The organism is Sphingomonas antarctica (assembly GCF_965137005.1).
Taxonomy (GTDB): domain Bacteria; phylum Pseudomonadota; class Alphaproteobacteria; order Sphingomonadales; family Sphingomonadaceae; genus Sphingomonas_O; species Sphingomonas_O antarctica.
The window spans coordinates 233005-256679 of sequence record NZ_CBCRXM010000003.1 but is presented as its reverse complement, the minus strand read 5'-3'; the positions used below and the strand labels follow the sequence as shown (position 1 = coordinate 256679).

General features: G+C 65.5%; 27 protein-coding genes. 9 read left to right on the top strand and 18 right to left on the bottom strand.

The annotated features are described in order from the left end of the window. Nucleotides 1-44 precede the first annotated feature (44 nt). The 4 genes from ACM9ME_RS05085 to ACM9ME_RS05070 are packed head-to-tail and all read left to right on the top strand — an operon-like array spanning nt 45 to nt 4601. Nucleotides 45-1241, top strand: coding sequence for an FAD-dependent monooxygenase (locus ACM9ME_RS05085; protein WP_415642413.1), 1197 nt, complete (start codon nt 45-47; stop codon nt 1239-1241). A 41-nt stretch (nt 1242-1282) separates the two neighbouring features. After that, nucleotides 1283-2767: a DHA2 family efflux MFS transporter permease subunit gene (locus ACM9ME_RS05080; RefSeq protein ID WP_415642356.1), complete on the top strand. Its 1485-nt coding sequence runs from the start codon at nt 1283-1285 to the stop codon at nt 2765-2767. Between the two features lie 48 nt (nt 2768-2815). Beyond that, entirely contained in the window at nt 2816-4210 is a 1395-nt protein-coding gene (mgtE, locus tag ACM9ME_RS05075; RefSeq protein ID WP_415642355.1) for a magnesium transporter, read from the top strand. Nucleotide 4211: 1 nt separating this feature from the next. Then, complete coding sequence (locus tag ACM9ME_RS05070; RefSeq protein WP_415642354.1) at nt 4212-4601, top strand: DUF1489 family protein; 390 nt, start codon at nt 4212-4214, stop codon at nt 4599-4601. On the opposite strand, the gene ACM9ME_RS05065 is transcribed toward ACM9ME_RS05070, so the two are convergent. The 4 genes from ACM9ME_RS05065 to ACM9ME_RS05050 form a co-directional block, all read right to left on the bottom strand. After that, nucleotides 4510-5298: a head GIN domain-containing protein gene (locus ACM9ME_RS05065; protein ID WP_415642353.1), complete on the bottom strand. Its 789-nt coding sequence runs from the start codon at nt 5296-5298 to the stop codon at nt 4510-4512. The two genes, ACM9ME_RS05070 and ACM9ME_RS05065, sit on opposite strands and share 92 nt — an antisense overlap. 33 nt (nt 5299-5331) lie before the next feature. After that, nucleotides 5332-6042, bottom strand: coding sequence for a head GIN domain-containing protein (locus ACM9ME_RS05060; RefSeq protein WP_415642352.1), 711 nt, complete (start codon nt 6040-6042; stop codon nt 5332-5334). Between the two features lie 74 nt (nt 6043-6116). Continuing rightward, nucleotides 6117-6659 carry a CarD family transcriptional regulator gene (locus ACM9ME_RS05055; RefSeq protein ID WP_415642351.1) on the bottom strand — a complete coding sequence of 181 codons (543 nt, stop codon included), beginning with the start codon at nt 6657-6659 and terminating at the stop codon, nt 6117-6119. A 172-nt stretch (nt 6660-6831) separates the two neighbouring features. Further along, entirely contained in the window at nt 6832-7725 is an 894-nt protein-coding gene (locus ACM9ME_RS05050; RefSeq protein WP_415642350.1) for a LysR substrate-binding domain-containing protein, read from the bottom strand. Nucleotides 7726-7830: 105 nt separating this feature from the next. On the opposite strand from ACM9ME_RS05050, the gene ACM9ME_RS05045 reads away from it, so the two are divergent. Beyond that, nucleotides 7831-7992 (top strand): hypothetical protein, encoded by a 162-nt coding sequence (locus tag ACM9ME_RS05045; protein ID WP_415642349.1) that lies wholly within the window; start codon nt 7831-7833, stop codon nt 7990-7992. Nucleotides 7993-8165: 173 nt separating this feature from the next. On the opposite strand, the gene fdxA is transcribed toward ACM9ME_RS05045, so the two are convergent. From fdxA to ACM9ME_RS05025, 4 genes are all read right to left on the bottom strand, one after another. Next, nucleotides 8166-8507: a ferredoxin FdxA gene (gene fdxA / locus ACM9ME_RS05040; RefSeq protein ID WP_415642348.1), complete on the bottom strand. Its 342-nt coding sequence runs from the start codon at nt 8505-8507 to the stop codon at nt 8166-8168. A 70-nt stretch (nt 8508-8577) separates the two neighbouring features. After that, nucleotides 8578-9030 (bottom strand): nuclear transport factor 2 family protein, encoded by a 453-nt coding sequence (locus tag ACM9ME_RS05035; RefSeq protein WP_415642347.1) that lies wholly within the window; start codon nt 9028-9030, stop codon nt 8578-8580. 46 nt (nt 9031-9076) lie between these two features. Beyond that, nucleotides 9077-9340: a S4 domain-containing protein gene (locus tag ACM9ME_RS05030; protein WP_415642346.1), complete on the bottom strand. Its 264-nt coding sequence runs from the start codon at nt 9338-9340 to the stop codon at nt 9077-9079. Then, complete coding sequence (locus ACM9ME_RS05025; RefSeq protein WP_415642345.1) at nt 9341-11779, bottom strand: helicase-related protein; 2439 nt, start codon at nt 11777-11779, stop codon at nt 9341-9343. A 70-nt stretch (nt 11780-11849) separates the two neighbouring features. Between ACM9ME_RS05025 and ACM9ME_RS05020 the strand changes: the two genes are divergently transcribed. Next, complete coding sequence (locus tag ACM9ME_RS05020; protein WP_415642344.1) at nt 11850-12368, top strand: peroxiredoxin; 519 nt, start codon at nt 11850-11852, stop codon at nt 12366-12368. Between the two features lie 47 nt (nt 12369-12415). Further along, nucleotides 12416-12574, top strand: a complete 159-nt coding sequence (locus tag ACM9ME_RS05015; RefSeq protein WP_415642343.1) for a hypothetical protein — start codon at nt 12416-12418, stop codon at nt 12572-12574. Between the two features lie 15 nt (nt 12575-12589). Here the strand turns inward: ACM9ME_RS05015 and ACM9ME_RS05010 are convergent, their stop codons facing one another. Together ACM9ME_RS05010 and ACM9ME_RS05005 are read right to left on the bottom strand one after the other, a co-directional pair. Further along, complete coding sequence (locus ACM9ME_RS05010; RefSeq protein ID WP_415642342.1) at nt 12590-12853, bottom strand: SWIB/MDM2 domain-containing protein; 264 nt, start codon at nt 12851-12853, stop codon at nt 12590-12592. 33 nt (nt 12854-12886) lie between these two features. After that, nucleotides 12887-13468: an OmpA family protein gene (locus ACM9ME_RS05005; RefSeq protein WP_415642341.1), complete on the bottom strand. Its 582-nt coding sequence runs from the start codon at nt 13466-13468 to the stop codon at nt 12887-12889. Between the two features lie 173 nt (nt 13469-13641). Between ACM9ME_RS05005 and ACM9ME_RS05000 the strand changes: the two genes are divergently transcribed. Further along, on the top strand, nt 13642-14139 hold the full coding sequence (locus ACM9ME_RS05000; protein WP_415642340.1) for a hypothetical protein: 498 nt from the start codon (nt 13642-13644) through the stop codon (nt 14137-14139). Here the strand turns inward: ACM9ME_RS05000 and ACM9ME_RS04995 are convergent. Further along, nucleotides 14114-14617 (bottom strand): DUF3833 family protein, encoded by a 504-nt coding sequence (locus tag ACM9ME_RS04995; protein ID WP_415642339.1) that lies wholly within the window; start codon nt 14615-14617, stop codon nt 14114-14116. The two genes, ACM9ME_RS05000 and ACM9ME_RS04995, sit on opposite strands and share 26 nt — an antisense overlap. Before the next feature lie 44 nt (nt 14618-14661). Continuing rightward, the gene (gene ppc / locus ACM9ME_RS04990) at nt 14662-17298 is read right to left on the bottom strand and encodes a phosphoenolpyruvate carboxylase (RefSeq protein ID WP_415642338.1); all 2637 of its coding nucleotides are present in this window, start codon (nt 17296-17298) and stop codon (nt 14662-14664) included. A gap of 44 nt (nt 17299-17342) precedes the next feature. On the opposite strand from ppc, the gene ACM9ME_RS04985 reads away from it, so the two are divergent. After that, a complete protein-coding gene (locus tag ACM9ME_RS04985) occupies nt 17343-18593 on the top strand; it encodes a threonine synthase (protein WP_415642337.1) in 1251 nt (416 codons plus the stop codon). Here ACM9ME_RS04985 and rpoN read toward each other — a convergent pair. The 6 genes from rpoN to ACM9ME_RS04955 are packed head-to-tail and all read right to left on the bottom strand — an operon-like array spanning nt 18590 to nt 23350. Beyond that, nucleotides 18590-20011 carry an RNA polymerase factor sigma-54 gene (gene rpoN, locus ACM9ME_RS04980; protein WP_415642336.1) on the bottom strand — a complete coding sequence of 474 codons (1422 nt, stop codon included), beginning with the start codon at nt 20009-20011 and terminating at the stop codon, nt 18590-18592. The two genes, ACM9ME_RS04985 and rpoN, sit on opposite strands and share 4 nt — an antisense overlap. 9 nt (nt 20012-20020) lie before the next feature. Then, complete coding sequence (lptB, locus tag ACM9ME_RS04975) at nt 20021-20791, bottom strand: LPS export ABC transporter ATP-binding protein (protein WP_415642335.1); 771 nt, start codon at nt 20789-20791, stop codon at nt 20021-20023. Between the two features lie 10 nt (nt 20792-20801). After that, the gene (locus ACM9ME_RS04970; RefSeq protein WP_415642334.1) at nt 20802-21323 is read right to left on the bottom strand and encodes an LptA/OstA family protein; all 522 of its coding nucleotides are present in this window, start codon (nt 21321-21323) and stop codon (nt 20802-20804) included. Beyond that, nucleotides 21323-21967 (bottom strand): LPS export ABC transporter periplasmic protein LptC, encoded by a 645-nt coding sequence (locus ACM9ME_RS04965; RefSeq protein ID WP_415642333.1) that lies wholly within the window; start codon nt 21965-21967, stop codon nt 21323-21325. Before ACM9ME_RS04965 ends, ACM9ME_RS04970 begins: the two co-directional genes overlap by 1 nt. Further along, complete coding sequence (locus tag ACM9ME_RS04960) at nt 21960-22577, bottom strand: ribonuclease D (RefSeq protein ID WP_415642332.1); 618 nt, start codon at nt 22575-22577, stop codon at nt 21960-21962. Before ACM9ME_RS04960 ends, ACM9ME_RS04965 begins: the two co-directional genes overlap by 8 nt. Next, nucleotides 22574-23350: a TerC family protein gene (locus ACM9ME_RS04955; protein WP_415642331.1), complete on the bottom strand. Its 777-nt coding sequence runs from the start codon at nt 23348-23350 to the stop codon at nt 22574-22576. Before ACM9ME_RS04955 ends, ACM9ME_RS04960 begins: the two co-directional genes overlap by 4 nt. Nucleotides 23351-23675 lie beyond the last annotated feature (325 nt).

The window sequence follows — 23675 nt, the reverse complement described above, 5'->3', positions numbered from 1 at the left end:
TCCGCCGGGGTGACGGCGTGGGTCGGGGCGGCTATTGCACCCTCATGCAACGCACGGACGTCCTCATCCTCGGCGGCGGGTTGGTCGGGCTCACGCTCGCATTGGCGCTGGACCGGCACGGCGTCAGCAGCGTGGTCGTCGATCCTGCCGATCCGGCAACCACCCTTTCACCGACGTTCGATGGACGCGCCTCGGCGATCGCGTCGGCCAGCTGGAACATGCTCGAAGCGATCGGGATTGCCGAACGGCTGGTCCCGCATGGTCAGCCGATCCACCGCATCGAGGTGCGCGACGGGCTGCAACGCGATCCGCTGGTGTTCGCGGACGAGCGGCCCTTGGGCACGATGGTCGAGAACCGCATCTTGCGCCGCGAATTGCGTGAAGCCGCGCTGGCATCGTCCAATATTGACCTGCGCATGCCCGCGCGGGCCGAGGTCGACCGGCGCGAAGACGGCGTGTTCGCGACATTGTCGGACGGCTCTGAAGTCCGTGCCGACCTGCTCGTCGCGGCCGAGGGACGCCGGTCGCCGACGCGCGACGCGGCCGGCATTCGCATCGCGCAGTGGCAATACGCGCATTCGGCAATCGTCACGGCATTCGATCACGAGCGCGACCACGGCGGCGTGGCACACGAGATTTTCTATCCTGCCGGCCCGTTTGCCTTGCTGCCGATGATCGGTGGCAAGCGCTCTGCGGTCGTGTGGAGCGTCCACGGCAAGGATGCCGCCGGCATGATGGCGCTCAGCGACCACGCTTTCGCGGTCGAAGCCGAAAAAGCGGCGGGCGGACTGCTTGGCAAGTTCACCATCGCCGCCCCACGTGCCGCTTGGCCGCTCGGCTTCCATCATGCCGCGACGATCATCGGCGAGCGGCTGGCTTTGGTCGGCGATGCGGCGCACGGCATTCACCCGATTGCCGGGCAAGGGCTCAATCTCGGCTGGCGCGATGCTGCCGCACTGGCGCAAGTGATCGTCGAGGGCAGCCGGCTCGGCCTCGATCTCGGCGATGCACAATTGCTGGCGCGGTATCAGCGCTGGCGCGGGTTCGATGCGATGGCGGTATCGGTCGCGACCGACTCGTTCACGCGGCTGTTCGGCGTCCCCGGTCGAATTCCCCGCGCCGTCCGCCGTTTCGGCATCGGCGCGGTCGAACGCATCGCGCCCCTCAAGAGCTTCTTCATGGCCGAAGCGCGCGGCGAAGTCGGCGAACTACCGACGCTGCTGCGGGGCACGATGATCTGACCGATCCGACCGTCCTCCCGTCCGGCAGGCGTCTGCTGATCATGACCCTGACGATGGCGGCGACGTTCATCGTGGTGCTCGATACGACCATCGCCAACGTGGCCTTGCCGCATATGCAGGCAGCCTTGAGCGCGTCACCGGATACGATTTCATGGGTGTTGACCAGCTACATCCTCGCGAGCGCGGTGGCACTGCCCCTCACCGGCTGGCTATCGGCACGGCTCGGACGGCGGATGCTGTTCACCGTTGCGGTCGCCGGCTTCACGATCTCCTCCGCTTTGTGCGGCGTCGCCAATTCGCTGACCACGATGGTCGCGGCGCGATTGATCCAGGGGCTGTGCGGTGCCGTCCTCGCGCCGATGAGCCAGGCGATCATGTACGACATCAACCCGCCCGAAAAGCACGTTCAAGCGATGACCCTGTGGGGGCTGGTGATCATGGTCGGGCCGATTCTGGGGCCGGTCGTCGGCGGTTATCTCACCGACAATTTCAACTGGCGCTGGGTGTTTTACATCAACGTGCCGATCGGCATCGTCACCGCGATCGGCGGCTGGTTGCTGCTTTCGGGCGGCAAGCAGGCCGGGCGGCGGTTCGACCTGACCGGCTTCGTGTTGCTGGCGACTGCGCTCTGCTCGATGCAGCTATTGCTCGATCGCGGCGTGCAGCTCGACTGGTTCGACGCAACCGAGATCTGGGTCGAACTCGGCATCTGTTTGATGACGTCGTGGATGTTCATCGTCCACACCGTGACGACGAAGGACACGGTGCTGCCGCGCGCGCTGTTCGCCGACCGCAACTTCGTCACGGCATGCGTATCGATCTTCGTACTGGGCGGGATTTTGATGGCGGGTGCGGCGCTGGTGGCACCGATGCTGCAGGCGTTGCTCGGCTATCCGGTGTTGCTGGCGGGGGTGCTGACCGCGCCGCGCGGTGTCGGCACGATGGCGGGGATGCTTCTGGCGGGACGGCTGGCCAGGATCATCGATCCGCGCGTCCCGATCCTCACGGGGATGGCATTGCTGGCGTTGTCGCTGTGGATGATGACCGGGTTCGACCTGCAGATGGACCAGCGGCCGATCATCGTCACCGGGCTGATCCAGGGGCTGGGCCTCGGACTTGTCGTGCTGCCGATGAACCTGCTGGCCCTGTCGACTTTGTCGAGCGCCCTTAGAACGGACGCTGCGTCACTGTACAATCTGATGCGCTCGATCGGCGGGTCGGTGGCGATTTCGCTGATGACCGCCCTGATCGCGCGCAACACTCAGGTCAGCCATTCGACGCTGGGCGGCCATTTGTCGCAAACCCGGCTGCCGTTTTTGGGGCAGGGGATCTTCGAACAGCTCGGCTTCGACGGCGCGGCGATCACCCAGATGATGAACAGCGAAGTCACGCGCCAGGCGGTGATGATCGCCTATCTCGACGATTATTATGTGATGATGTGGGCGGCGATCGCGGTGATGCCGCTGATCTTCGTGATGCGCCGTTCGCGTGCCGACTTGCCCGACGTGGTGGTGGACGCGCATTAGCCTTCGGGCCATAGGGGGCGCGAACCCGCATCCGAGGAGGCAGCAGCGATGAGCGAGACCGGCCTCTCCGACCGTCCCGAAACGCAACTCGACGAAGACGACCGGCTGCGCCCCGCATTCGTGCGTGACGTGCTGGCGGCGGTCGAGGCGCGTGACGATGCCCGCGCGCGCGAACTGGTCAGCCCGCTGCACCCCGCCGATCTGGCCGATCTGTTCGAACTGACCCCACGCGAATTGCGCGGCACGTTGACCCGTGCCTTGGGCGATCTGGTCGACGCGGACGTGTTCGCCGAACTGAACGAACATGTCCGCGAGGAGATGGTCGATACGATGAACGCGACGCAAGTCGCGGATATCGCCGCCGAACTCGATACCGACGACGCGGTCGCGATGATCGAGGATATGGAGGCCGACGATCAGGCCGCCGTGCTCCGCGCGCTCGACCCCGACGATCGCGCCGCGATCGAGGCCGCGCTGAGTTACCCTGAGGAATCCGCCGGGCGCCTGATGCAGCGCGAGCTGATCGCGGTGCCCGAACATTGGACCGTCGGCCACACGATCGATTATCTGCGCGAAAATCAGGAACTGACGACCGATTTCTGGGAGATTTTCGTCGTCGATCCGGCGCATCGCCCGGTCGGCACCTGTGCGCTGAGCTGGATTTTGCGGACGCCGCGCGGCGTGCCGATCGTCGACGTCATGAAGCGCGAACAGACGCTGATCCCAGTCGATATGGATCAGGAAGAGGTCGCGCTGCGGTTTCAGAAATACGCGCTGATCTCCGCCGCCGTCACCGACGACAGCGAACGGCTGGTCGGCATGATTACCGTCGACGACATCGTCCACGTCATTCAGGAAGAGGCTGGCGAGGACATCACCCGCCTGTCCGGCGCGGGCGACGGCGACATTAACGAGCCCATCGGGCTGACCGTGCGGACCCGGCTGACCTGGCTGATCGTCAACCTCGGCACCGCCGTCATCGCCGCCAGCGTGGTCGGACTGTTCGAAGGCACGATTGCCCGCTTCGCATTGCTCGCGGTGTTGATGCCGATCGTGTCGGGCATGGGCGGCAATGCCGGGACACAGACGCTGGCGGTGGTCGTGCGCGCGCTGGCGACCAATCAACTGACCAGCTCGAACACCGTCCGCATGGTGTTTCGCGAGCTGCGCATCGCGCTGGCCAACGGCCTGTCGCTGGGCCTGCTGATCGGCACGGGGGTCGGGCTGGTCTACGGCAATCCGACGCTGGGTCTGGTGATCGGCGCGGCGATGGTCATCAACAATCTGGTCGCCGGGCTGGCAGGAATTGCTGTGCCGGTGCTGCTCGATCGTCAGGATGTGGACCCGGCGGTGTCTTCGGCCGTTTTCGTTACCATGGCGACCGACGTGATGGGATTTTTCAGCTTCCTCGGCCTCGCCACGCTCGCGGGACTGGGTCAATGACGTGCTGCATCTGACCAAAGTCGGTTACGGCGCACAGTCGCTGGAGGAAGTGATGGGCTGGTTCGCCAATCGCGAGCCCGAATATCATCACGTCACGCGCTACAAGCCCAAGCGCGCCGAAGAAATTGCCGGGCAGGGTTCGCTGTTCTGGATCGTCAAGCATCGCCTCGTCGCGCGCACGCCGATCCTGCGGTTCGAGGAAGCGGAGGGCGGCAAATGTGCCATCGTGCTCGACACGCGGATGGTGCCGGTGATCCCCAGCCCGAAACGCGCGCATCAGGGGTGGCGCTATCTGGAAGCTACGGACGCCCCGTCCGACGCATTTGGCGGAGACCTGGCGGAACTCCCACTCGCACTTGCGGGAGAGCTTCGCGTCCTGGGGCTGGTATAGCCGCGGCCAGCGCGACCGGCGTACCCGCCGCCTTGCCGCACAGCACGCTCGCCGATCCCTCGCGTTTCACGGTGCATGCCATGCGGCCATAGACCGTCGCGCTGCCCGTGCCCTTGGCGCTGACGGCGGCATCGCGCGAAGCGCTGGCGGTCAACGTCCCGCTGCCGTCGAGGGTGATTTTGGCATCGGCGATGGTCAGCCGCGTCGCATCGAGCGTGCCGCTGCCGCGTGTTTCGAGCGTGCCGTTACGGGCCGTGCCGGCCAGTGTCAGCGTCCCGGTGCCGGCCGCAATGGCGGTCAATTGATCGCTGGCGACAGCGCCAACCGAAATGCGTCCCGATCCGTCGAGGGTTACGCGCGTTTCCGGTCCGGTCATGCGATCGATGGTCAGCGTGCCCGGCCCCGCCAGTGCCGCGCGGGCTAGCGTTCGGGTGACGAGGGTCACGCGCGCGGGCCTGGCGTCATTGGCATCCTCGGTCGCGCGGATGACGGCAGTGCCGCCTTCGACATCGACCCGGACATGATCCAGCGCGCGCGTGTCACCGGTGATACGCCCGGACGTGCCGCGCGCGGTGGTGACCGCAACGATGAACGGCCCTTCGACGCGAACCCCGTCGAAATCGGTGATCGTCAGGGTGCGCTCGGCCGCCGCAACCGGCGCGGCGAGCATGAGCAGGACAAGGCATATGCGAAACATGCCTCGTCCTGACATGCTATGGTTAGCGCGACCTTAAGGCGCGCAATTCACGTCGCCCGATCCGCGCTTGTCGCTGGTGCAATTGCCCGTTCCGCGAATCGTGACGTTGCCCGATCCTTTCAGCACGACATTGGCCGACTTGGTCGCATGGGCGGAGACATCCCCCGATCCGCGCAGATTGACCTGCGCGGTTTCGGCCATCAGCTGCGCCGCATCGATACCGCCCGAGCCAGCCAGTTCGGCTTCGACACTGCGCGTCTGGCCACCCGCCTTGAGATCGCCCGATCCCATCAGCGACAGCTTCGCGGTCTGGGCGATGACCTTCGCGACGGTCAGATCGCCCGACCCCTTCAGCATGGCGTCGAACCGGTCGCCACCGCCCTGATCGACGTTGAGGTCGCCGCTGCCTTTCAACGTCGCGCCGCTGATCGGCTTGGCGACGGTCACCGTCACCGTGACGTCGTGACTGTTATGGCCCCAGCCGAACAGCTGGAAATGGGCACCACCGTCGCGCGTGACGAGCAAGTCGCTGCCCTTCAGCTCGATCTCGATCTTGTCGAGGTCGTCGTTGCGGCCGGTCGCGACGATCGACGGCGTGCCGCCGGTGACGACGCGGACATTGGCCGGACCGCCCAGCGTAACCGCATCGAAATTGCCGGGAATCGGAAAGCTCCGCGTGCCCGTGCTGGTGTCGCCCGCCGCCGTGCAGGCGGACAGAGCGAGAAGAGGAATCAGTACGCGCATATGACAAGGCCTCCGGCTGTATTACCTAAGCAATACAGCCGGAGGCCTATCAATGCAAACCCTGTTTTGAGCGGTTATGCCGCTTCGGCAGGCGCAGCCGTCTTGTTATAGATCGCGGCCGACGCACGAAGGATAGTGTGGATTTTCTCCAGCGCGGTCTTTTCGTCGGTCTGTTCCATCGCGCCCAATTCACGCGCCAACCGAGACGCCGCGGCTTCGAAGATCTGACGTTCCGAATAGCTTTGCTCGGGCTGGTCTTCGGCACGGAACAGATCCCGGGTCACTTCGGCGATCGACACCAGGTCGCCCGAATTGATCTTGGCTTCATATTCCTGCGCGCGGCGCGACCACATGGTCCGCTTGACCTTGGGCTTGCCCTTCAGCGTGGTCAGCGCATCGTCCATCTGCTTGTTGGACGACAGCTTGCGCATCCCCGCGCTTTCCGCCTTGTTGGTCGGAACGCGCAACGTCATTTTTTCTTTTTCGAAGCGCAGAACATAGAGTTCGAGCGGCATGCCCGCGATCTCGGATTTTTGCAGTTCGACCACGCGGCCAACGCCGTGCTTCGGATAAACAACATAATCGCCAACGTCGAAAAGGAGCGCCTTGGCAGCCATTGATGACCTTTCTATCGGGGTGCGACGTTACATCGTCGTGGCGGATCGACTCCGTCAGACGATATTCGGCACCCCTTCGTGTCAGACAGGACAGCGCAGATTCGCGCTGCTTGGCGTTGGTTATACACGCTTTGTCATAAAATTGCCAGACGACGGCCAATGTCCGGACAAGTCAGCTTTCCCGCTCCTCGGCGATCGTCGCCAGCAACCAGTCGCGAAAGCGCCTGACCTTGGGCAAATGCCGCCGCGTTTCGGGAACGACCAGCCAATAGCCGAAGCCGCGCGTCGAAACCTGGCCGAACAACTGCACCAGTCGGCCTTCGGCCAGGTCGGTTTTCCAGAAAAACGGCGTCAGCATCGCGACGCCTTGCCCGGCCATCGCGGCATGGCCTTCGCTCGCTTGCGAATCGAGACGGATGCCCGCGCGCATCTCACAAGGATCGACCGCGACACCGGCCTCGCCCAGCCAATAGGGCCACCACGGATCGTCCGCGCCGATCAGCGGCAGGTCGAGCAGGTCGGAGGGCGTTAGCTTGCCGCCGTGGCGCGCCAGAAACGCCGGGCTGCACATCGGGGTGAATTCGACGCCTAGCAACAAATCGGCATGCAGCCCGGGCCAGTCGCCATGCCCGCTGCGGATCGCCAGATCGGCATTGCTGCTCGCGAAATCGACCAGCAAATGATCGGCGTCGAGCCGCACCGCGAGCTCGGGATTGGCCAACTGGAACGACCCGATATGCCAGGCGAGCCAGGTGTTGGCGAAGGTCAGCGTCGTCGAAATCGTCAGTGTCGCGCCCAGATCGCGCCGCAACCGCCCGAACCCGCCGTCGATCAGATCGAACGCGCGCGTCACGTCTTCGGCGACGGCACGCCCGGCGTCGGTCAGCAACACGCGGCCCCGCTCGCGGCGGAACAGGGTGGTGCCGACGCGTTCCTCCAACAATTTGACCTGATAGCTCACCGCCGCCTGCGTCATGTTGAGCTCGGCCGCCGCATTGGTGAAGTTCTGGTGACGCGCCGCCGCTTCGAAGGCGCGCACGGCGGCGAGAGGCGGCAACTGGCGCATGCCCGGTAACATAAGGTGAGCTTATACCAGGCGTCCAGCCTTTGATTAGCGCGAGCGGCGTGGGGCGCACATATTCCTGTCACCAACCAGGCACAGGAGCTTCCCATGAACGAAGATTTTACCAGCCGCGAATGGGCCGAAAGCCATCAGCGTTTCAGCGACGATTTCGCTCGCGGTATGAAGGCATTGTGGCGCGGGTTCGAATTGTTGACGGCCGCGCAATTCGATGCGCCGTGGTCGCGCATGAGGCGCACTCCGTCAGCGTAGCTGGCGGGGAGACGCCGAATGCCTGCCGGCCTCGCAACGCGAGGACCGACGACGGCGAATTTACTTCGCCGTCCTGCTTCGCATTTCCATAGGTTCGTTACCAGCGCCGCACCAAAGCCGCGTCGTCGGTCGGGCTAAATCGCCCGCCGTCCGGACTGCGCCGTCTCGGCTTGTCAGTCCCCCTGACCCGGCTCGGGCGAGAAGAACTTGTCGTATTTGTCCTCTTCGCCCTTGTGATCGTCGGCATCGTCGGGGGTCTGATCGTTCTTGCGCGTGACGTTGGGCCATTGCGCGGAGAAGGTGTTGTTGAGCTCGAGCCATTTTTCCAGCCCGTTTTCGGTATCGGGCAGGATCGCTTCGGCGGGACATTCGGGTTCGCACACGCCGCAATCGATGCATTCGCTGGGGTTGATGACGAGCATGTTCTCGCCTTCGTAGAAGCAATCGACCGGGCACACTTCGACACAGTCCATATATTTGCATTTGATGCAGGCGTCGGTGACGACGTAGGTCATGGCTCGGTTCCCTGAAAATGCCCTCGGCCGGAGCGTTAAGAGTCGTCGCTGCCAGCGTCAATCGGGTCGCTTAGTCTTCGATCGGTGGCGCTACCGCTTCGGGAAAACCGTTTGCCGCCAGGCGGCGGCAGGCCTCGGCGTAAATTTCGGTGTCGAGATAGGCGTGAAGACTGACGACCTTGCCCCATTTCATTCGCACGACATGGACGCCGTCATTCACATAAGGCGAACCATCGGCCAGCGTCGCGGTATCGCGCCATTCGATCGTCACCGTCGTGTCGGCCGGCCAGCCGCTCACGGCGATGTGCTTGATCGTGAAGTTCAGATCGGGCGACAGCCGGTAAAGGCGCTCAAACCACGCGCGCATCGCCGCGGTGCTGTGGCGGGTGCCACCGAGTGCATGCGTGCCGGAGAAAATATGTTCGAAGCGTGGCGCCATGCCCGCCAGCGCCGTCTCGTAATTTCCCGCGCTGAGGTCGGCGAACAGTCCCGCGACGCGACGGCGAACGATGGCATGATACATCCCGAAAGCTCCAATCCCGATAGTTAGATAGGTAGCTATATGAAACCTATTCTGCAACAGGTTTGTTCAGGTCCTCGCACAGCAGTTGTGCCTCTTCGGGCGGGCCACGCCGCACGGGCAGAGTGAGGATGCGCAGCGCCTTGACCCCGACGGAATGCGGCATGGTCAACACCTGCCCCGGCACGACAGGATGTGCATCGCGTTCGATGCGCTTGCCATCGAGGCGGAGGTGTCCGGCGGCGACGAGCGCCTGCGCGGACGCGCGCGTTTTTGTAAGCCGCGCGAAATACAGGAATTTATCGATCCGCAATCAAGTCCCCAACGCCGCGAGTGCAGCAAATCGGTTGCCCGGCGCGGGCGTCACCGGGGCGGGACGCTTGGCCGGGCGATAGCGCCACCGCTGTCCTGCCAGGCGAAACCCCGCCGCGCGCAGCAGTGCGGCGAACGTCTCGGGGGTCACGCCCATCGACGTCGCCAGCGCCGGATCGGGCGCGAAGGCGGGATCGTTGCGGCGTTCGTGTAGCGCCCGAAGGATTTTCTCGGCGACGTCGACCCGCACCCATTGTGCACCGAACGCGCGAAAGCCGAGCCGCGGGTCCGCGGCCACCGTCGCCCCCGGCAGCGCGAGCGGGTCGGGTTTGCGACCGGCTGCGGTCAGCAAGGCGGACAGCAGCGGCAACACGCGCGCCTTGAGCAGATTCACGTCGAACAGATCGAGCTGGCCGATGGTTAGTCCGGCGCGGCGCAACGTGGCGCGATCGTCGGGCGTCAACGCGGCAATCGCGGTCGTGAGCTCTTCCCGTGCTACGAAGCCACCGTTCGCGGCAATCGGCGCGAGGACGGCGCGAATGCGTGGCGGGGTTGCCGGGTCGGTCGCGGCGCGGCTCATGTCGAGCAACGCCGACAGGCGACGCGCTATTTCCGCTTTAAGCCACAGGTCCAGCCGCGCGGCGATCCGATCGTGCTCGGCCTCGGACAGGGCATCGATGGCGCGATCGTTGATCAGGTGCGGCGTGGTGAGGGTTTTGCCGCGTGCGAGCGATGCGATGGCGTAATCGCGCCAGTGGAGCGCGGCTCCAACCAGCGCGAATTCGCTATCCGACGCCGCGACCAAGTCCGCCACCAGCGCCGAACGTGTCTTGCCCAGCGCGCGTTCGGCGGCCGCGAGCAATTGCTTGCGGTCGCTCGCCGGGGCGCTCGCATCGACGCGAAACGCAAAGCCGTCGAGATGGCCGAGCAATTGGCCCTCGACCACCACCGCGCCGTCGTCGCGGATCTGGACATCGAGCAGCGCCAGGTCGCGGCCGATCGCCTTCATCAACACGCTGGTGCGCCGGTCGACAAAGCGTTCGGTCAGCCGCGCATGAAGCGCATCCGACAACCTTTCTTCCAGCGCCGCGCTGACCCCCGCCCAATGTGCCGGATCGGCGAGCCAGTCGGCGCGCTGCGCGGCATAGGCCCATATCCGCGCGGCGGCGATGCGTCCGCCGATCGTGTCGATATCGCCGTCCACACGGTCGAGCCGAGCGAGTTCGTCGGCAATCCACCGCGCCGGGATGCGCCCGTCGCCTTCGCTCAAATGCTGGAACACCCGCTGGACCAGCCGCGAATGGTGTTCGGGCCCAGCCTTGCGGAAATCGGGCAGCGAGCACGCCGCCCACAACCGTGCGACCATCTGCTCGCCGCGCCCCCGGCTGCTGACCATGTCATCATCGGCGAGGCGTTTGAGCACCGCGAGATCGACCGCTTCGGGCGCGGCCCGCAATTCTGGGCGGTCGGGCGTCAGTTCGAGACTGGCGACGAGATCGGCGACACTGCCGAAATCCAAATCGCTGTTGCGCCAGTACAGCGCTTCGACGCGCGGTATGCGGTGCGCCTCGATCGCCTCGACCTCTTCGGGGCGGAAGACGTTGGCCGCATCTTCCCCGCCCAGCGAGCCGAAGGTGCCGTCGCGCTGATGCCGCCCGGCGCGCCCGGCAATCTGCGCCATCTCGGCTACCGTCAGCCGCCGTCGGCGCGTACCGTCGAATTTGGTGAGGCCCGCGAACGCGACATGCGTCACATCCATGTTGAGCCCCATGCCGATCGCGTCGGTGGCGACGAGGTAATCGACCTCGCCAGCCTGAAACATCGCCACCTGCGCATTGCGCGTGCGGGGCGAAAGCGCCCCCATCACCACCGCCGCACCACCCCGCGCGCGACGCAGCATTTCGGCGACGGCGTAGACTTCCTCGGCGCTGAACGCGACGATCGCCGATCGCTTGGGCAGCCGCGACAACTTCTTCGCCCCGGCATAGCTCAGCGTCGAAAAACGCGGGCGGCGGGTGATCTCGGCGTTCGGGACGAGCTTGCGGACCAATCCGGAAATGCTGTCGGAGCCGAGGATCATCGTTTCTTCATAGCCACGCGCGTGGAGCAAGCGGTCGGTGAACACATGCCCGCGTTCGGGATCGACGCCCAATTGCGCCTCGTCGATCGCGACGAACGCCGCATCACGATCGGTCGGCATGCTCTCGGCGGTACAAATCAGCCAGCGCGCGCCGGGCGGCATGATCCGCTCTTCACCGGTCAGCAGCCCGACTTCCTTCGGCCCTTTGATCGCGACTACGCGGTCGTAAACCTCGCGCGCCAACAGCCGCAGTGGAAAGCCCATGATGCCGCTGGCATGGCCGCAGAACCGCTCGACCGCCAAATGCGTCTTGCCGGTGTTGGTCGGCCCCAGCACGGCGGTGATCTTGGGGCCGGACATGCCCCCGAATGTCGTGGCTTGAACGCTTTCGCGCAAGTTCTAGGTTGCGGCAATATCTGGAGGATTTCCCATGAAGGCCGCACTCGCCACTTTCGCCGCATTGATCGCAATGCCCGCCATCGCGTCGCTCCCCGTCGGGGCCAAGGCCCCCGATTTTCAGACGATGAGCGCCAAGGCGGGCAAGACCGCGCCGCTCAAACTCAGCGACGCGCTCAAGCGCGGACCCGTCGTGCTGTATTTCTTCCCCGCCGCGTTCACGCCGGGCTGTACCATCGAAGCGCATGAATTCGCCGAAGCGACCGACGATTTCGTCAAGGCCGGCGCGACCGTCATCGGCATGGCGGGTGACAGCATCGACAAGCTCGCCAAATTTTCGGTCGAGGAGTGCCGCAACAAATTCGCGGTGGCGTCGGCGACGCCGGACATCATCAAGGGCTATGACGTGACGTTGCCGCAACTGTCGACACGGTCGAACCGCACGTCATATGTCATCGGCCGCAACGGGCGGATCGCCTACGTCTATTCGGACAAGGCGCCCGAGGCGCATATCACCAACACGCTGGCGGCGGTGAAGGCGCTGAAACGGTAACCTCATCCGCTAACCGTTGTTTAGCGGCAGGCGGTTACGGTCGCCGCATGTGGCCGTTCACCGGAAAGCGTATCTTTGCCAACCGCTGGTGGGCGCTCGCATTCGCGGCGTTCGTCTGCTGGCAGGCGGCAGATATGGCGGACAGCGCGAGCAGCGCGACAAATTCCGCGGCCAGTGTCGGGGGCGCGCTCGGTAATTCGAACTGAGCGCGCCCGCCGGGCTTACTTGACGTGCTTCGACAGATACTTGTTCATTTCGAACATCGAGCATTTGTCGACACCGAAGACCTTTTTCAGGTTCGCGTCGGCCAGAATCTCGCGCTTGTTGGCGGGGTTCTGAAGATTGTTCTTCTTGATATATTCCCACACCTTGCTGACCATCTGGCCGCGCGTGATCTGGCCCTTGCCGATCACCGCTTCCAGCTCGGGCGACGGGGTCATCGGCTGTTGCAGCGCGTTCGGCTTTTTCGTCGGGGTCGTGGCCATCAAATCCTCCCTGCTAGTCTCTGTTCGGCACCCTTAGGGGATGCGCTGTGACGGTGGATGTGCCGGAGAGCGCCCTGCGTCAAGCGTCGAGGTCCGATGCCACACCCATTTCAACGCGCACTTCCAGCCGGGGGCGCCCTCACTGCCGTCTCCGGCGCGGATATTGAGCTGGTTCGGGTCGGCCGCCAGCGCCAGCAAGGCGTCGCGGATCGACACGCTGCGTTCCTCCGCCAGGCTGCCCGGACCATTGGCGGTGATGGTGACGCGCGCTTGCGGATAGGCGGTCAGGATTTGTGACAGGACTTGCAGGAACGGGCGGTCCTCGTCGCGGATCGCCGCCGAACTGGGATCGAAGCCAAGTCGGTCGAACATGAACGTGCGCGGGCTGGTCGGCCCCGTAGCGAGCCATGTCGCCAGATCGTAATTGAGGATCGAACCGCGATCGATCGGCAGGCCGCTCGGCAAATTGACCGGCGCATAGGTCATGAATTCGGAACTGCGCTGTTTCGGCTTGGGTGCCTCGCGCTCGGCAACCGGGGTTGCGGCAATCACATCGGCAACATCGGGTTCGTTGAAGATCACGACCGCGACGACGATGACGAGCAACAGCGCCACTGCACCACCGATCCACAATCTGATACGACGGGGCGAAGGCTCGGCCAGTGCCCGTCTGCCTGTGACGGGCGTGCGCCATTCGGTCAGCGGCTCGAGCGACGATTTCCTGTCACGATCCGGTCCGGAACCGGCTGGTCCTTTGAAGCGCATATATCCCCCGCCACGAGGATGTCATGCGTTCCGGCGCAAGGCAATTCCGATCATGGCATCGCCAGCGTCTCGACAGCCCCGGCTTCGGGCGGCAGGAGGGGGCGCATGATCCATTCACCCGCTACGAACCGCCGCACCGCCGCGTTGCATCGCTTATGACGATCGGCTGGAAACTGCATCCGGAGGAGCGCGAGGTGCTGCTCGCGAAATTTCCCCCGGCTTACGACAATGTCGTGGCGGATCACGTGACGCTGCAATCCGATCACGGCGCGGGCACCCCCGAATTGCCGCCGCCGGCGCATGCCCGGATCATTGGCTGCGCCGATGACGGGTCGGGTTGTCAGGCAATGGTCGTGGAAGTTGCGGGAAGCAGCGCGCGTCCGACCGGCGGGACGTATCACATCACCTGGTCGCTTGGCGAAGGGCGCCGCGCCCGCGAATCGAACGATGTCATCGCGACGCACGGCTTTGCCGCGATCGACGACGACACGCGGATTACATTGGACCCCCGCGCCTGGTGATCGTTTCCTCCAAGGTCGCGACGACGATGCCCAGCTTCTTCACGGTCAGGCGGTTGTCGGCATAGGTCGTGTCGGGCGCGAGGCTCAGCCATTGCTCGACCGCCCCATCCTTTGACGGATAGCGAATGTGCAGCCGGTCGCCCTCGACCTCTGCCGTCACCGGGCCGGTCGCTTCGGTCAACGTGCCGCTATATTTCCCCGGACCGTCGCGCCGCAGCCGCCATTGACGGTCCTTCGAACTCTCGCCGCGCACTGAAATATGCTGGTCGATCACCAGCGTATCGCCATCGACCCGCCCGACACTGTCGACGCTGACCGACTTGTAATCTTTGGTGATGATCTTGAGCTGTGCGTCGCCATGCGACCGGCCGAGAAAGAATTTGAACGGGTCGAACACCGGCGAAGCATGCGCCGCGGGCGGGGTCATGCCGCACGCGGCCAGCGCCAGCGTGAAAGCGAGAGGGAGCGGGAGTTTCATCGCGCGGTGAACGGACGGCGCAGCGAAACGGGTGCAATCGCGCCTCATCCGCTGTTCCTCAGCGCGGTAGCGATGGCATTGATCGACAGCTGGATCCCCTCCGCAATGCGCGGATCGGTCTCGCCGGACCGATGGCGTTTGAGCAACTCGATCTGCAACAGGTTGAGCGGCTCGATATAAGGCAAACGCAAGCGGATCGAGGCGTCGAGCGCGGGGTTGTGTTCGAGCAGCCGCGACTGCCCCGTCACCTCGAGCAACTGGTCGCGCGTCCGCTCCCACCCTTCGCGGATGCGCGCGAAGATTGGCGCACCGTCGTCGCCCGCCAGTGCGGCGTAGCGCGCGGCAATGCCCATATCGGATTTGGCCAGCACCTGTTCCATATTGGCGAGTATGGCGGCAAGGAACGGCCAATCGGCCATCTCCTTCAGCAACGCGCGGTCTTCGAACCCCGCCAGCGCTGTCCCGACACCATACCAGCCCGGCAGCATCACCCGCGCCTGTGCCCAGCTGAACACCCACGGAATTGCGCGCAAATCCTCGATCGCGTCCGATTTGGTGCGGCTGGCCGGGCGCGAACCGATCTTCAGCGTCGCGATTTCCGCGACCGGGGTCATCGTGCGGAAGAACTGGCGGAAATTGGGCGTGTCGTAGACCAGCCCGCGATACGCCTTGAACGCCGCCGCGCTGATCGTGTCCATCGCCCCGGCAAAGCGCGCCCCATCTTTCGCGTGCAGGGCAGGCGGCTCGAGCGTGGCAAGCAACGTTGCCGCCGCCATCGCCTCCAAATTGGTCCGCGCCGCCTCCGCCGATCCGTATTTCGCGGCGATCACCTCTCCCTGTTCGGTGATGCGGATGCGGCCGCCGACGGTGCCCGGCGGCTGCGCAAGAATGGCGGCAAAACTCGATCCGCCGCCGCGCCCGACCGCGCCGCCTCGTCCGTGGAACAGCTGCATCGCGATGCCCGCGTCCGCGAACACCGCCGCCAGATCGAGGCTCGCGCCATACAGCCGCCAGGTCGAGGTGAGGTAGCCGCCGTCCTTGTTCGAATCCGAATAGCCGAGCATCACCTCCTGATGCCCGCGCGCTTTGGCGGCCTCGGCCACTTCGGACAGCCCCAGCCACTCGGTCATGATATTCGGCGCCGCGTCCAGATCGCCGATCGTCTCGAACAGGGGCACGGGCGTGACGGCGTCGAGCCCCGCCTCGCGCAGCAGCAGCGTCAGTTCAAGCAGGTCTGAAACGCTCGCCGCCTTGGAAATGATCGCCCGCTCGATCGCGCGCTCGCCATATTGGGTCCGCGCCGTCGCTGCAGCGGCGAAAATCGCCAGTTCGCCGGCGGTTTCCTCGGAATAACCATGGCGCGGCAGCATCGCCGGACGGGGGCTGGCCAGCACTTCGCGTAGCCGCTTGGTTCGCCCCGCTTCGTCGAGGCTCAGATAATCCGCTTCGACCCCCGCAACCGCCAGCAGTTCGGCCACCGTCCGCTCATGGACATCGCTGTTCTGGCGCAAATCGAGGCTGGCGAGGTGAAAGCCGAACAGCTCGACCGCGCGGATCAGCCGCGCCAGCGCGCCCTCGGTCCGCAAGGCCTTCGCCTGCCTCGAAATCCCACGCGCCAGCACGACCAAATCGGCGCGCAACGCTTCGGGTTTGGCGTAGGGCTCGGCGACCAGCCGCGACGGCTTGGGACACGGCTTGCCCGTCAGCGTGACGAACGTCGCGCACAGCCGCGCGTAAATCCCGGCGATGGCGCGGCGATACGGCTCGTCGGTGCGGCTGGGCGCATTGTCGCCGCTCGCCTCCGCCAGCGCCTGCACATCCGCGCCGACCGCCGCCAATTCGCTCGACACCGAGAGCTGCGCGCCGAGTGCATCGACCTCGGCCAGATAATGGCCGAGCACTGCTTCGCTCGCGCGGCCCAGCGCCATGCCGAGCGACTCCGCGACGACGTTGGGATTGCCGTCGCGATCCCCGCCGATCCAGCTGCCGACGCGCAAAAACGGCGCGACCCGCTGTCCCAAAGCGCGGTCCCAGTGCACGTACAGCGCGGGCAGCACGGGCAGGAACACGTCGCGCAACCAGGCAATGGCCGTATCGACCTCATCGGCGACGTACAGCCGCTCGCGCCTGAGCGAGCGCGTCAGCCACAGCAAGGCGATCTGCCGGGCGATCGCCTCGGTCACCGGCTCGCCCTCCGGAGTCTCCTGCGTCCCCGCATCGCGCAACAGCATCAAATCGGCGATGCGGTTGCGATGGTCGATCATGGACTTGCGCCGCACTTCGGTCGGATGTGCGGTCAGCACCGGCATGATCAAGGCGCGGCTCAGCGTCTCCGCGACCTTGTCCCGCCCGATGCCGCCTTGCTCCAGCCGCGCCAGCGCGTCGGCCACGCCGATCGCATTGTCGTTGGTCCCGCCCGCGCGATCCTCCGCCAGATTGGCGAGCATCGAAAACAGCATGAACCCGCGCGTGAAGGCGAGCGTGCTGTCGAGGTCGAGCGCGTCAAGCCCGGTGTCCGTCCCCTCCACGCCGCGCGCGCGGTCCACCGCCGCGCTGCGAATATATTCGGTGCGCCGGTACAGCGCCTCGCCGCCCTGATCCCGGATCACCTCGCCCAGCAACGCGCCGAGAAAGCGGATGTCCGGATTTTGCGAGAGGTTTTTCGATTCGGGCTGCATCATGGATGAGTGTGGCGGCTCGCAGGCCGTCCGCCTAGAGTGCTGCGATGCACTATGATGACAATCTGACCGCCGCCCGCCCGAGCTTCGTCACGCATCTCGAATGTTCGGAGACCGGCGAGGCCTACCAGGCCGACCAGATCCACGGGCTCAGCCGCGCGGGAAAACCGCTGCTGGTGCGCTACGATCTCGATGGCGTACGCGGCGCGCTGACCAAGGATATCCTCGCCGATCGTCCGCGCGACCTGTGGCGCTGGCGTGAATTGCTGCCGGTGCGCGATGCGGCGAATATCGTCAGCCTGGGTGGGGCGGAAACGCCGCTGATCCCGCTACCCCGGCTGGGCGCGCGGCATGGCGCCGCAGCCCCCATAGCCAAGGACGAAGGCCGTCTGCCGACCGGCAGTTTCAAGGCGCGCGGGCTGGTCATGGCGGTGAGTATGGCCAAGGCGCTGGGCATCACGCGCATCGCCATGCCGACCAACGGCAATGCCGGCGCGGCGCTCGCGGCCTATTGCGCGGCCGCCGGGATCGAGGCGTTCGTGTTCTGCCCCGACGACACGCCCGAAGTGAATGTCCGCGAAATCGCGTTGCAGGGTGCGAAGGTGTGGCGCGTTAACGGGCTGATCGGCGATTGCGGCGCCATCGTCGGCGCGGGCAAGGAGCCGATGGGCTGGTTCGACCTCTCGACGCTCAAGGAGCCGTACCGGATCGAAGGCAAGAAAACGATGGGCCTCGAACTGCTCGAACAGCTCGACTGGCAGGTGCCCGACGCGATTTTCTACCCAACTGGCGGCGGCACCGGACTGATCGGCATGTGGAAAGCCTTTACCGAACTCGAAGCGCTCGGCTTCATCGGCTCCGAACGCCCGCGCATGATCGCGGTGCAGGCATCGGGCTGCGCGCCCATCGTTCGCGCCTGGGAAGCCGGCGAACGCCACGCCGCCAAATGGGAAGACGCGCACACGGTGGCCGCGGGCATCCGCGTCCCCGCCGCGATCGGCGATTTCCTGATCCTGGACGCGGTGCGCGACAGCGGCGGCTTGGCGATGGCGGTGGACGATGCCGACATCATCGCCGCGCGCGACCGCATCGCCGCCGAGGATGGCCTGCTCCTCTGCCCCGAAGGTGCCGCCACCGCCGTGGCTTGGGAGCAAGCGGTCGATCAGGGCTTGGTCGGGAGGCAGGATCGCTGCGTGCTGTTCAATTGCGCCACCGGGCTGAAATACCCGATGCCCGCTGCCGACGCCTGGCTCGACCGGCACCAGCCGGCTGATTGGGCGGCGATCGCCGCGGCCTAACCGTTCCCGGCAATCGCCGCCGCCCGCCGCCGCTGGATGCTCGAACCGAGCCCGATCGCCTCGCGATATTTGGCGACCGTCCGCCGGGCGAGGTCGAAGCCCTGGGCCTTGAGCAGGTCGACCAACGTATCGTCACTTAGGATCGCATTGGGCTTCTCAGCGGCAATTAACACCTTGATCGCCGCCTTTACCGCCGTCGCCGATGCCGCTTCACCATCGTCCGTCGCGACGCCCGAAACGAAGAAATAGCGCAGCTCGAACGTCCCCAGCGGCGTCCCGAGATACTTGCCCGATGCCGCCCGGCTGACGGTCGATTCGTGCATTTCGACGACCTCCGCGACCCGCGTCATCGTCAGCGGGCGCAGCGACGCGACGCCGTGGCGAAAGAAATCCTGCTGGTGCTTCACCACTTCGCCCGCCACCGCGAGCAGGGTCTTACGTCGCTGCTCCAGCGCGCCGAGCAGCCAGCGCGCCCCCGTGGCGCATTCACTGAGCCACGCCTTGGTCTTGGCGTTATCGGGCAATCCCTTGCCGTAACGCTGGTCGAGCGTGATCGTCGGCAGCGTCGCCTGATTGATCTCGATCGTGAACTTCCCGCCGCGCTCGACGACGAACAGGTCGGGCTCAACCGTCTCGGTCCGCGTCGTGCCGAACCGCAGCCCCGGCTTGGGATCGTACCCGCGCAGCTCGCGGATCATGTCGGCCATGTCCTCGTCATCGGCGTTGCACAGCCGCTGCAGCTGCGCGATCCGCCCGGCGGCGAGCAAATCGAGATTGGCGATCAGCGTCGCCATGCACGGGTCGTAACGGTCCGCCGCTTTGGCCTGCAGCTCGAGACATTCGGCGAGGGTTCGTGCGCCGACGCCGACGGGGTCGAAGCCCTGAATGATTTCGAGCACTTTGTCCGCCTCGCGCGTCGAAATCTTCAGCCGCGCGGCGATGTCGCCCAGCGGCTCGGCCAGGTACCCCGCATCGTCGATGCAATCGATGATCTGGCGCGCGATGAGCAAATCCACGCCGTCGAGGATCTCGCCCGCCTGCGTGCCCAAATGGTCGCACAGGCTGCCTTCGGCACAGGCCAGCTGGTCGAAATCGAAGCCATCGTCGCCCGCGGGACTGTCGAGCCGCGAGGCGTGATCGACGGTCTCCTCCGACCAGCCGAGATCGAGCGGCGCGTCGGTGGCGGCGTCGCCATGATCGACCAGCGATTCGGTGCTTTCGGCCTGCGTGTCGTGGCGCGCCGCCGCCTCGCCCCCGCCGTCGTCGACGATCAGCATCGGGTTGCGCTCGATCTCCTCGGCCACCGCCGCGGCGAGCTCGACATTGGTCAGCGTCAGCAGGTGGATCGCCTGCTGCAACTGCGGCGTCATCGCCAGCGATTGCGTGGCGCGAATATCGAGGCGGGGGCCGAGGCTCACGCCCCGGTCTTACAGGGAGAAGCTCTCGCCGAGATAGAGGCGGCGGACATTTTCGTCGGCGACCAGCGCTTCGGGCGAGCCGGCGAACAGCACCTGGCCGTCGTAAATGATGCAGGCGCGGTCGCAGATGTCGAGCGTTTCGCGGACATTATGGTCGGTGATCAGCACCCCGATGCCGCGCTTTTTCAGCTGGCAGATCAGGTCGCGAATGTCCGAAATCGAAATCGGGTCGATGCCCGCGAACGGCTCGTCGAGCAGCATGATCGACGGGTCCGCCGCCAGGGCGCGGGCGATCTCGCAGCGGCGGCGTTCGCCCCCCGACAGCGCGGTCGCCACCGAATCGCGCAGGCCGTCGAGATGGAATTCGCCGAGCAATTGATCGAGCCGGGCATTGCGCGTCGCCTTGTCCGGCTCGGCCAGTTCGAGCACCGACATGATGTTCTGCGCGACCGTCATGCCGCGAAAGATCGAGGTTTCCTGCGGCAGATAACCCAGCCCGAGGATCGCGCGGCGATACATCGGCAGGCCGGTAATATCCTCGCCGTCGAGCAGGATGCGCCCCGAATCGGGTTTGACGAGCCCCATGATCGAATAAAAGCAAGTCGTCTTGCCCGCGCCGTTGGGGCCGAGCAGGCCCAGCACTTCGCCGCGCGCGATCGACAAGGATACGTCGGTCAGGACCTTGCGGCGGTCGTAACTTTTGGCGATCGACACCACCGACAGCCCGTCGGTGGCCGTTTCCGCGGCGTTGGCGCGGTCGATGGTTGCGGCGTCGGCCATTGCGGCGGCGCTAATTGCCGGTGCGTTGCGGCACGGTGAACCGGCCGGTGACGCGCCCGCCCTGACCCGTCACGGTCGCGCCCCCCGCGGCCGATCCGTCGATCACCGAACGGCCCGAATTCAGGTCGATGACCAACCGCCCGCCGCGCACGGTGTTGCCGCCCTGAACCAGGGTCACCCCGCCCAGCATGGTGATGATCCGGCGGTTGAGGTCGTAGATCGCGTTGTTGCCGCGCGCGGTCTGGTCCGCGCTTTTCACCGTCACGCCGCCCGTCGCATCGAGCCGCTGGATCGACGGATTGCCGCCGCCCGACGCGCTGGCATAAGCCACGGTCAGGCGCGACGCGTCCATGATCAGGCCTTCCTGCACGACATGGACATTCCCCGCGAAGACGGCACGGTTGGCGCGGTCCTGCACCTCGATACGGTCCGCCGCGACGTCGACCGGGGCATTGCTGTTATGGTTCTTGAGCGCCTGCGCGCCCGCCATTTGGGCGCTGCACAGGAGCATCACGGCGATAAGCTGGCGCATCACCGCCCCTTGGCCGCGCCCTGCACGATGTGCAAGCGCGCACCGCCGGACAGGATCACGGTCCGGCTGTTTAGGTCCGCGCTCATCCTGTTGCCCGAAAAGGCGCCCAGCGGCATCTTGCCCTGTACCGGCTTGTCGCTCGACAGGCTTTTTCCCGCCAAACTCGCCATCACGTCACGCGTTTCCAGGCGATAGCCGCCCTGCGACTGATAGGTCATCGGACCGTCAACCTGCAGCTGCCGTTGATCCATATTGTAATGGGCGGCGGGCGCGCGGAGCACACCGGGGCCGTCGTCGAGCACGATCCGCGCCGACAGATCGTTGAGCTGAACCACCGGCACTTTCGAACTGGCCTGCACCCCCGATCCGGCGTCGAGGCTGAACGGCCGTCCCTGATCGTCCTCCCCGCGATAAGTGGCGCGGGTCAGGCGCATGCGTTCCTTGGCCATATCGACCTTGTCCTTGGCGAGGACGAAACTGATCTCGTTGCGCTTGGCCAATGGCGCGACGACCAGAACCGCGACCAGCGCGCCGATGAACACCGGCAGGACGCGGTTCAGCGTGCGCACCATCCGGTCGTGGCTGCCCCCCGGCCGCGCCCAGACGCGGCGCGTATCGCGCGTCTGGATCGCCAGCTCAGACATGCGCGAAGATATCGACCTCGGGCCACCCGGCCAGATCGAGCGCGGCGCGCGCCGGCAGGAAATCGAAACACGCCTGCGCCAATTCCATGCGGTTTTCGCGGATCAACCGGATGTTCAGCGCGTCGCGCAAGCGGTGAAGGTAACGCACATCCGACGCGGCATAGTCGCGCTGGGCATCGCTCAGCTCGGGCGCGCCCCAGTCGGACGATTGCTGTGCCTTGGACAAATCGGTCTGCAGGATTTCGCGGACGATTTCCTTCAGCCCGTGGCGATCGGTATAGGTCCGCACCAATCGCGACGCGATCTTCGTGCAATAAGCCGGTGCCGCGACGACCCTGAGATAAGCCTGGATCGAAGCAATATCGAACCGCCCGAAATGATAGAGTTTGAGCCGCGCCGGATCGGCCAGCACCGCTTTCAGATTGGGCGCGGCGTAATCGCTGAGTGGGCCAAAGCGGACGAGATGCTCATCGCCGCCGCCGTCCGAAATCTGCACGACGCACAGCCGGTCGCGCGCCGGATGCAGGCCCATGGTTTCAGTGTCGACCGCCACCGGTCCGGGCGCGAGGACGCCTGCGGGCAGATCTTCTTCGTGAAAATGGACGGTCATGCGATGGTACCCTTGCGACGGCGCGCCCAGATGTTGAGCCCTTCGACCGCCCCGGAGAAGCCCATCGCGGTGTAGATATACCCTTTCGGCACATGCGCCCCGAACCCTTCGGCGATCAGCACCATCCCGATCATCAGCAAAAATCCGAGCGCCAGCATCACCACGCTGGGGTTTTTCGCAATGAAATCGCCCAGCGGATTGGCCGCGACCAGCATCAGCCCGACGGAGATCAGCACCGCCGTCACCATGACCGGCAGATGGTCGGTCATCCCCACCGCCGTCAGGATCGAGTCGATCGAAAACACGATGTCGAGCGCCACGATCTGTACGATCGCCGCGGTCAGGGTCAGCTGCACCACGCTTTTCTCGCCATGCGCGCCGTCGGTGCCGCCATCGACGCTGTGGTGGATTTCGCGTGTCGCTTTCCACAGCAGAAACAGCCCGCCGGCGATCAGGATCAGGTCGCGCCACGACAAGGCGGTCTCGAACGCCGGCTCGCCATGCGCGCCCAGGGGGCCGGTCAGGCCCAGATCGATCACCGGCGCGGTCAGCCCGACGATCCACGCAATGGCCGACAGCAGCACCAGCCGCATCACGAGCGCGAGGCCCAATCCCAAACGACGGACCCTGGCGCGGTCGGCCTCGGGCAGCTTGTTCGACAGGATCGAGATGAACACCAGATTGTCGATGCCGAGCACGACTTCCATCACCACCAGCGTGACGAGGGCAAGCCAGATCGCGGGATCGGTGGCGAGGGTCAGGATGTCGGTCATGTCCGGCGCCTAGTGGCACAGGCGGCGCATTCGGAAAAGGCTCGCAGCAAAGCGGTTTTTCCGTTACGCGCGAGTCTGGCGCACTGGGTTTTTGCGCTGCGAATCGATTCTGCCCCGCGTCCGGGGCAACGGTTCGTGAGATGGGACGCGGGCGAGCAGACGGGAATACGAGAACTAATATGAGTTTCAACAAGGGTGGCCGCGGCGATCGCGGTGGGCGTGGTCGTGACAAGCGCGATGGTTTCGGTGACGAAGGCGGCGGTGGCGGCTTTGGTGGCGGCGGCGGTGATTTCGGTGGCGGCGGCGGTGGCNANAGCGGCGGCGG

What these genes read in the sequence shown, in the direction of transcription:
- ACM9ME_RS05085 (WP_415642413.1), top strand. Translation starts at nt 45, where the DNA reads ATGCAACGCACGGACGTCCTCATCCTCGGCGGCGGGTTGGTCGGGCTC.
- ACM9ME_RS05080 (WP_415642356.1), top strand. Translation starts at nt 1,283, where the DNA reads ATGACCCTGACGATGGCGGCGACGTTCATCGTGGTGCTCGATACGACC.
- mgtE (WP_415642355.1), top strand. Translation starts at nt 2,816, where the DNA reads ATGAGCGAGACCGGCCTCTCCGACCGTCCCGAAACGCAACTCGACGAA.
- ACM9ME_RS05065 (WP_415642353.1), bottom strand. Translation starts at nt 5,298, where the DNA reads ATGTTTCGCATATGCCTTGTCCTGCTCATGCTCGCCGCGCCGGTTGCG.
- ACM9ME_RS05060 (WP_415642352.1), bottom strand. Translation starts at nt 6,042, where the DNA reads ATGCGCGTACTGATTCCTCTTCTCGCTCTGTCCGCCTGCACGGCGGCG.
- ACM9ME_RS05055 (WP_415642351.1), bottom strand. Translation starts at nt 6,659, where the DNA reads ATGGCTGCCAAGGCGCTCCTTTTCGACGTTGGCGATTATGTTGTTTAT.
- ACM9ME_RS05050 (WP_415642350.1), bottom strand. Translation starts at nt 7,725, where the DNA reads ATGCGCCAGTTGCCGCCTCTCGCCGCCGTGCGCGCCTTCGAAGCGGCG.
- ACM9ME_RS05045 (WP_415642349.1), top strand. Translation starts at nt 7,831, where the DNA reads ATGAACGAAGATTTTACCAGCCGCGAATGGGCCGAAAGCCATCAGCGT.
- fdxA (WP_415642348.1), bottom strand. Translation starts at nt 8,507, where the DNA reads ATGACCTACGTCGTCACCGACGCCTGCATCAAATGCAAATATATGGAC.
- ACM9ME_RS05035 (WP_415642347.1), bottom strand. Translation starts at nt 9,030, where the DNA reads ATGTATCATGCCATCGTTCGCCGTCGCGTCGCGGGACTGTTCGCCGAC.
- ACM9ME_RS05025 (WP_415642345.1), bottom strand. Translation starts at nt 11,779, where the DNA reads ATGTCCGGCCCCAAGATCACCGCCGTGCTGGGGCCGACCAACACCGGC.
- ACM9ME_RS05020 (WP_415642344.1), top strand. Translation starts at nt 11,850, where the DNA reads ATGAAGGCCGCACTCGCCACTTTCGCCGCATTGATCGCAATGCCCGCC.
- ACM9ME_RS05015 (WP_415642343.1), top strand. Translation starts at nt 12,416, where the DNA reads ATGTGGCCGTTCACCGGAAAGCGTATCTTTGCCAACCGCTGGTGGGCG.
- ACM9ME_RS05010 (WP_415642342.1), bottom strand. Translation starts at nt 12,853, where the DNA reads ATGGCCACGACCCCGACGAAAAAGCCGAACGCGCTGCAACAGCCGATG.
- ACM9ME_RS05000 (WP_415642340.1), top strand. Translation starts at nt 13,642, where the DNA reads ATGCGTTCCGGCGCAAGGCAATTCCGATCATGGCATCGCCAGCGTCTC.
- ACM9ME_RS04995 (WP_415642339.1), bottom strand. Translation starts at nt 14,617, where the DNA reads ATGAAACTCCCGCTCCCTCTCGCTTTCACGCTGGCGCTGGCCGCGTGC.
- ppc (WP_415642338.1), bottom strand. Translation starts at nt 17,298, where the DNA reads ATGATGCAGCCCGAATCGAAAAACCTCTCGCAAAATCCGGACATCCGC.
- ACM9ME_RS04985 (WP_415642337.1), top strand. Translation starts at nt 17,343, where the DNA reads ATGCACTATGATGACAATCTGACCGCCGCCCGCCCGAGCTTCGTCACG.
- lptB (WP_415642335.1), bottom strand. Translation starts at nt 20,791, where the DNA reads ATGGCCGACGCCGCAACCATCGACCGCGCCAACGCCGCGGAAACGGCC.
- ACM9ME_RS04970 (WP_415642334.1), bottom strand. Translation starts at nt 21,323, where the DNA reads ATGCGCCAGCTTATCGCCGTGATGCTCCTGTGCAGCGCCCAAATGGCG.
- ACM9ME_RS04965 (WP_415642333.1), bottom strand. Translation starts at nt 21,967, where the DNA reads ATGTCTGAGCTGGCGATCCAGACGCGCGATACGCGCCGCGTCTGGGCG.
- ACM9ME_RS04960 (WP_415642332.1), bottom strand. Translation starts at nt 22,577, where the DNA reads ATGACCGTCCATTTTCACGAAGAAGATCTGCCCGCAGGCGTCCTCGCG.
- ACM9ME_RS04955 (WP_415642331.1), bottom strand. Translation starts at nt 23,350, where the DNA reads ATGACCGACATCCTGACCCTCGCCACCGATCCCGCGATCTGGCTTGCC.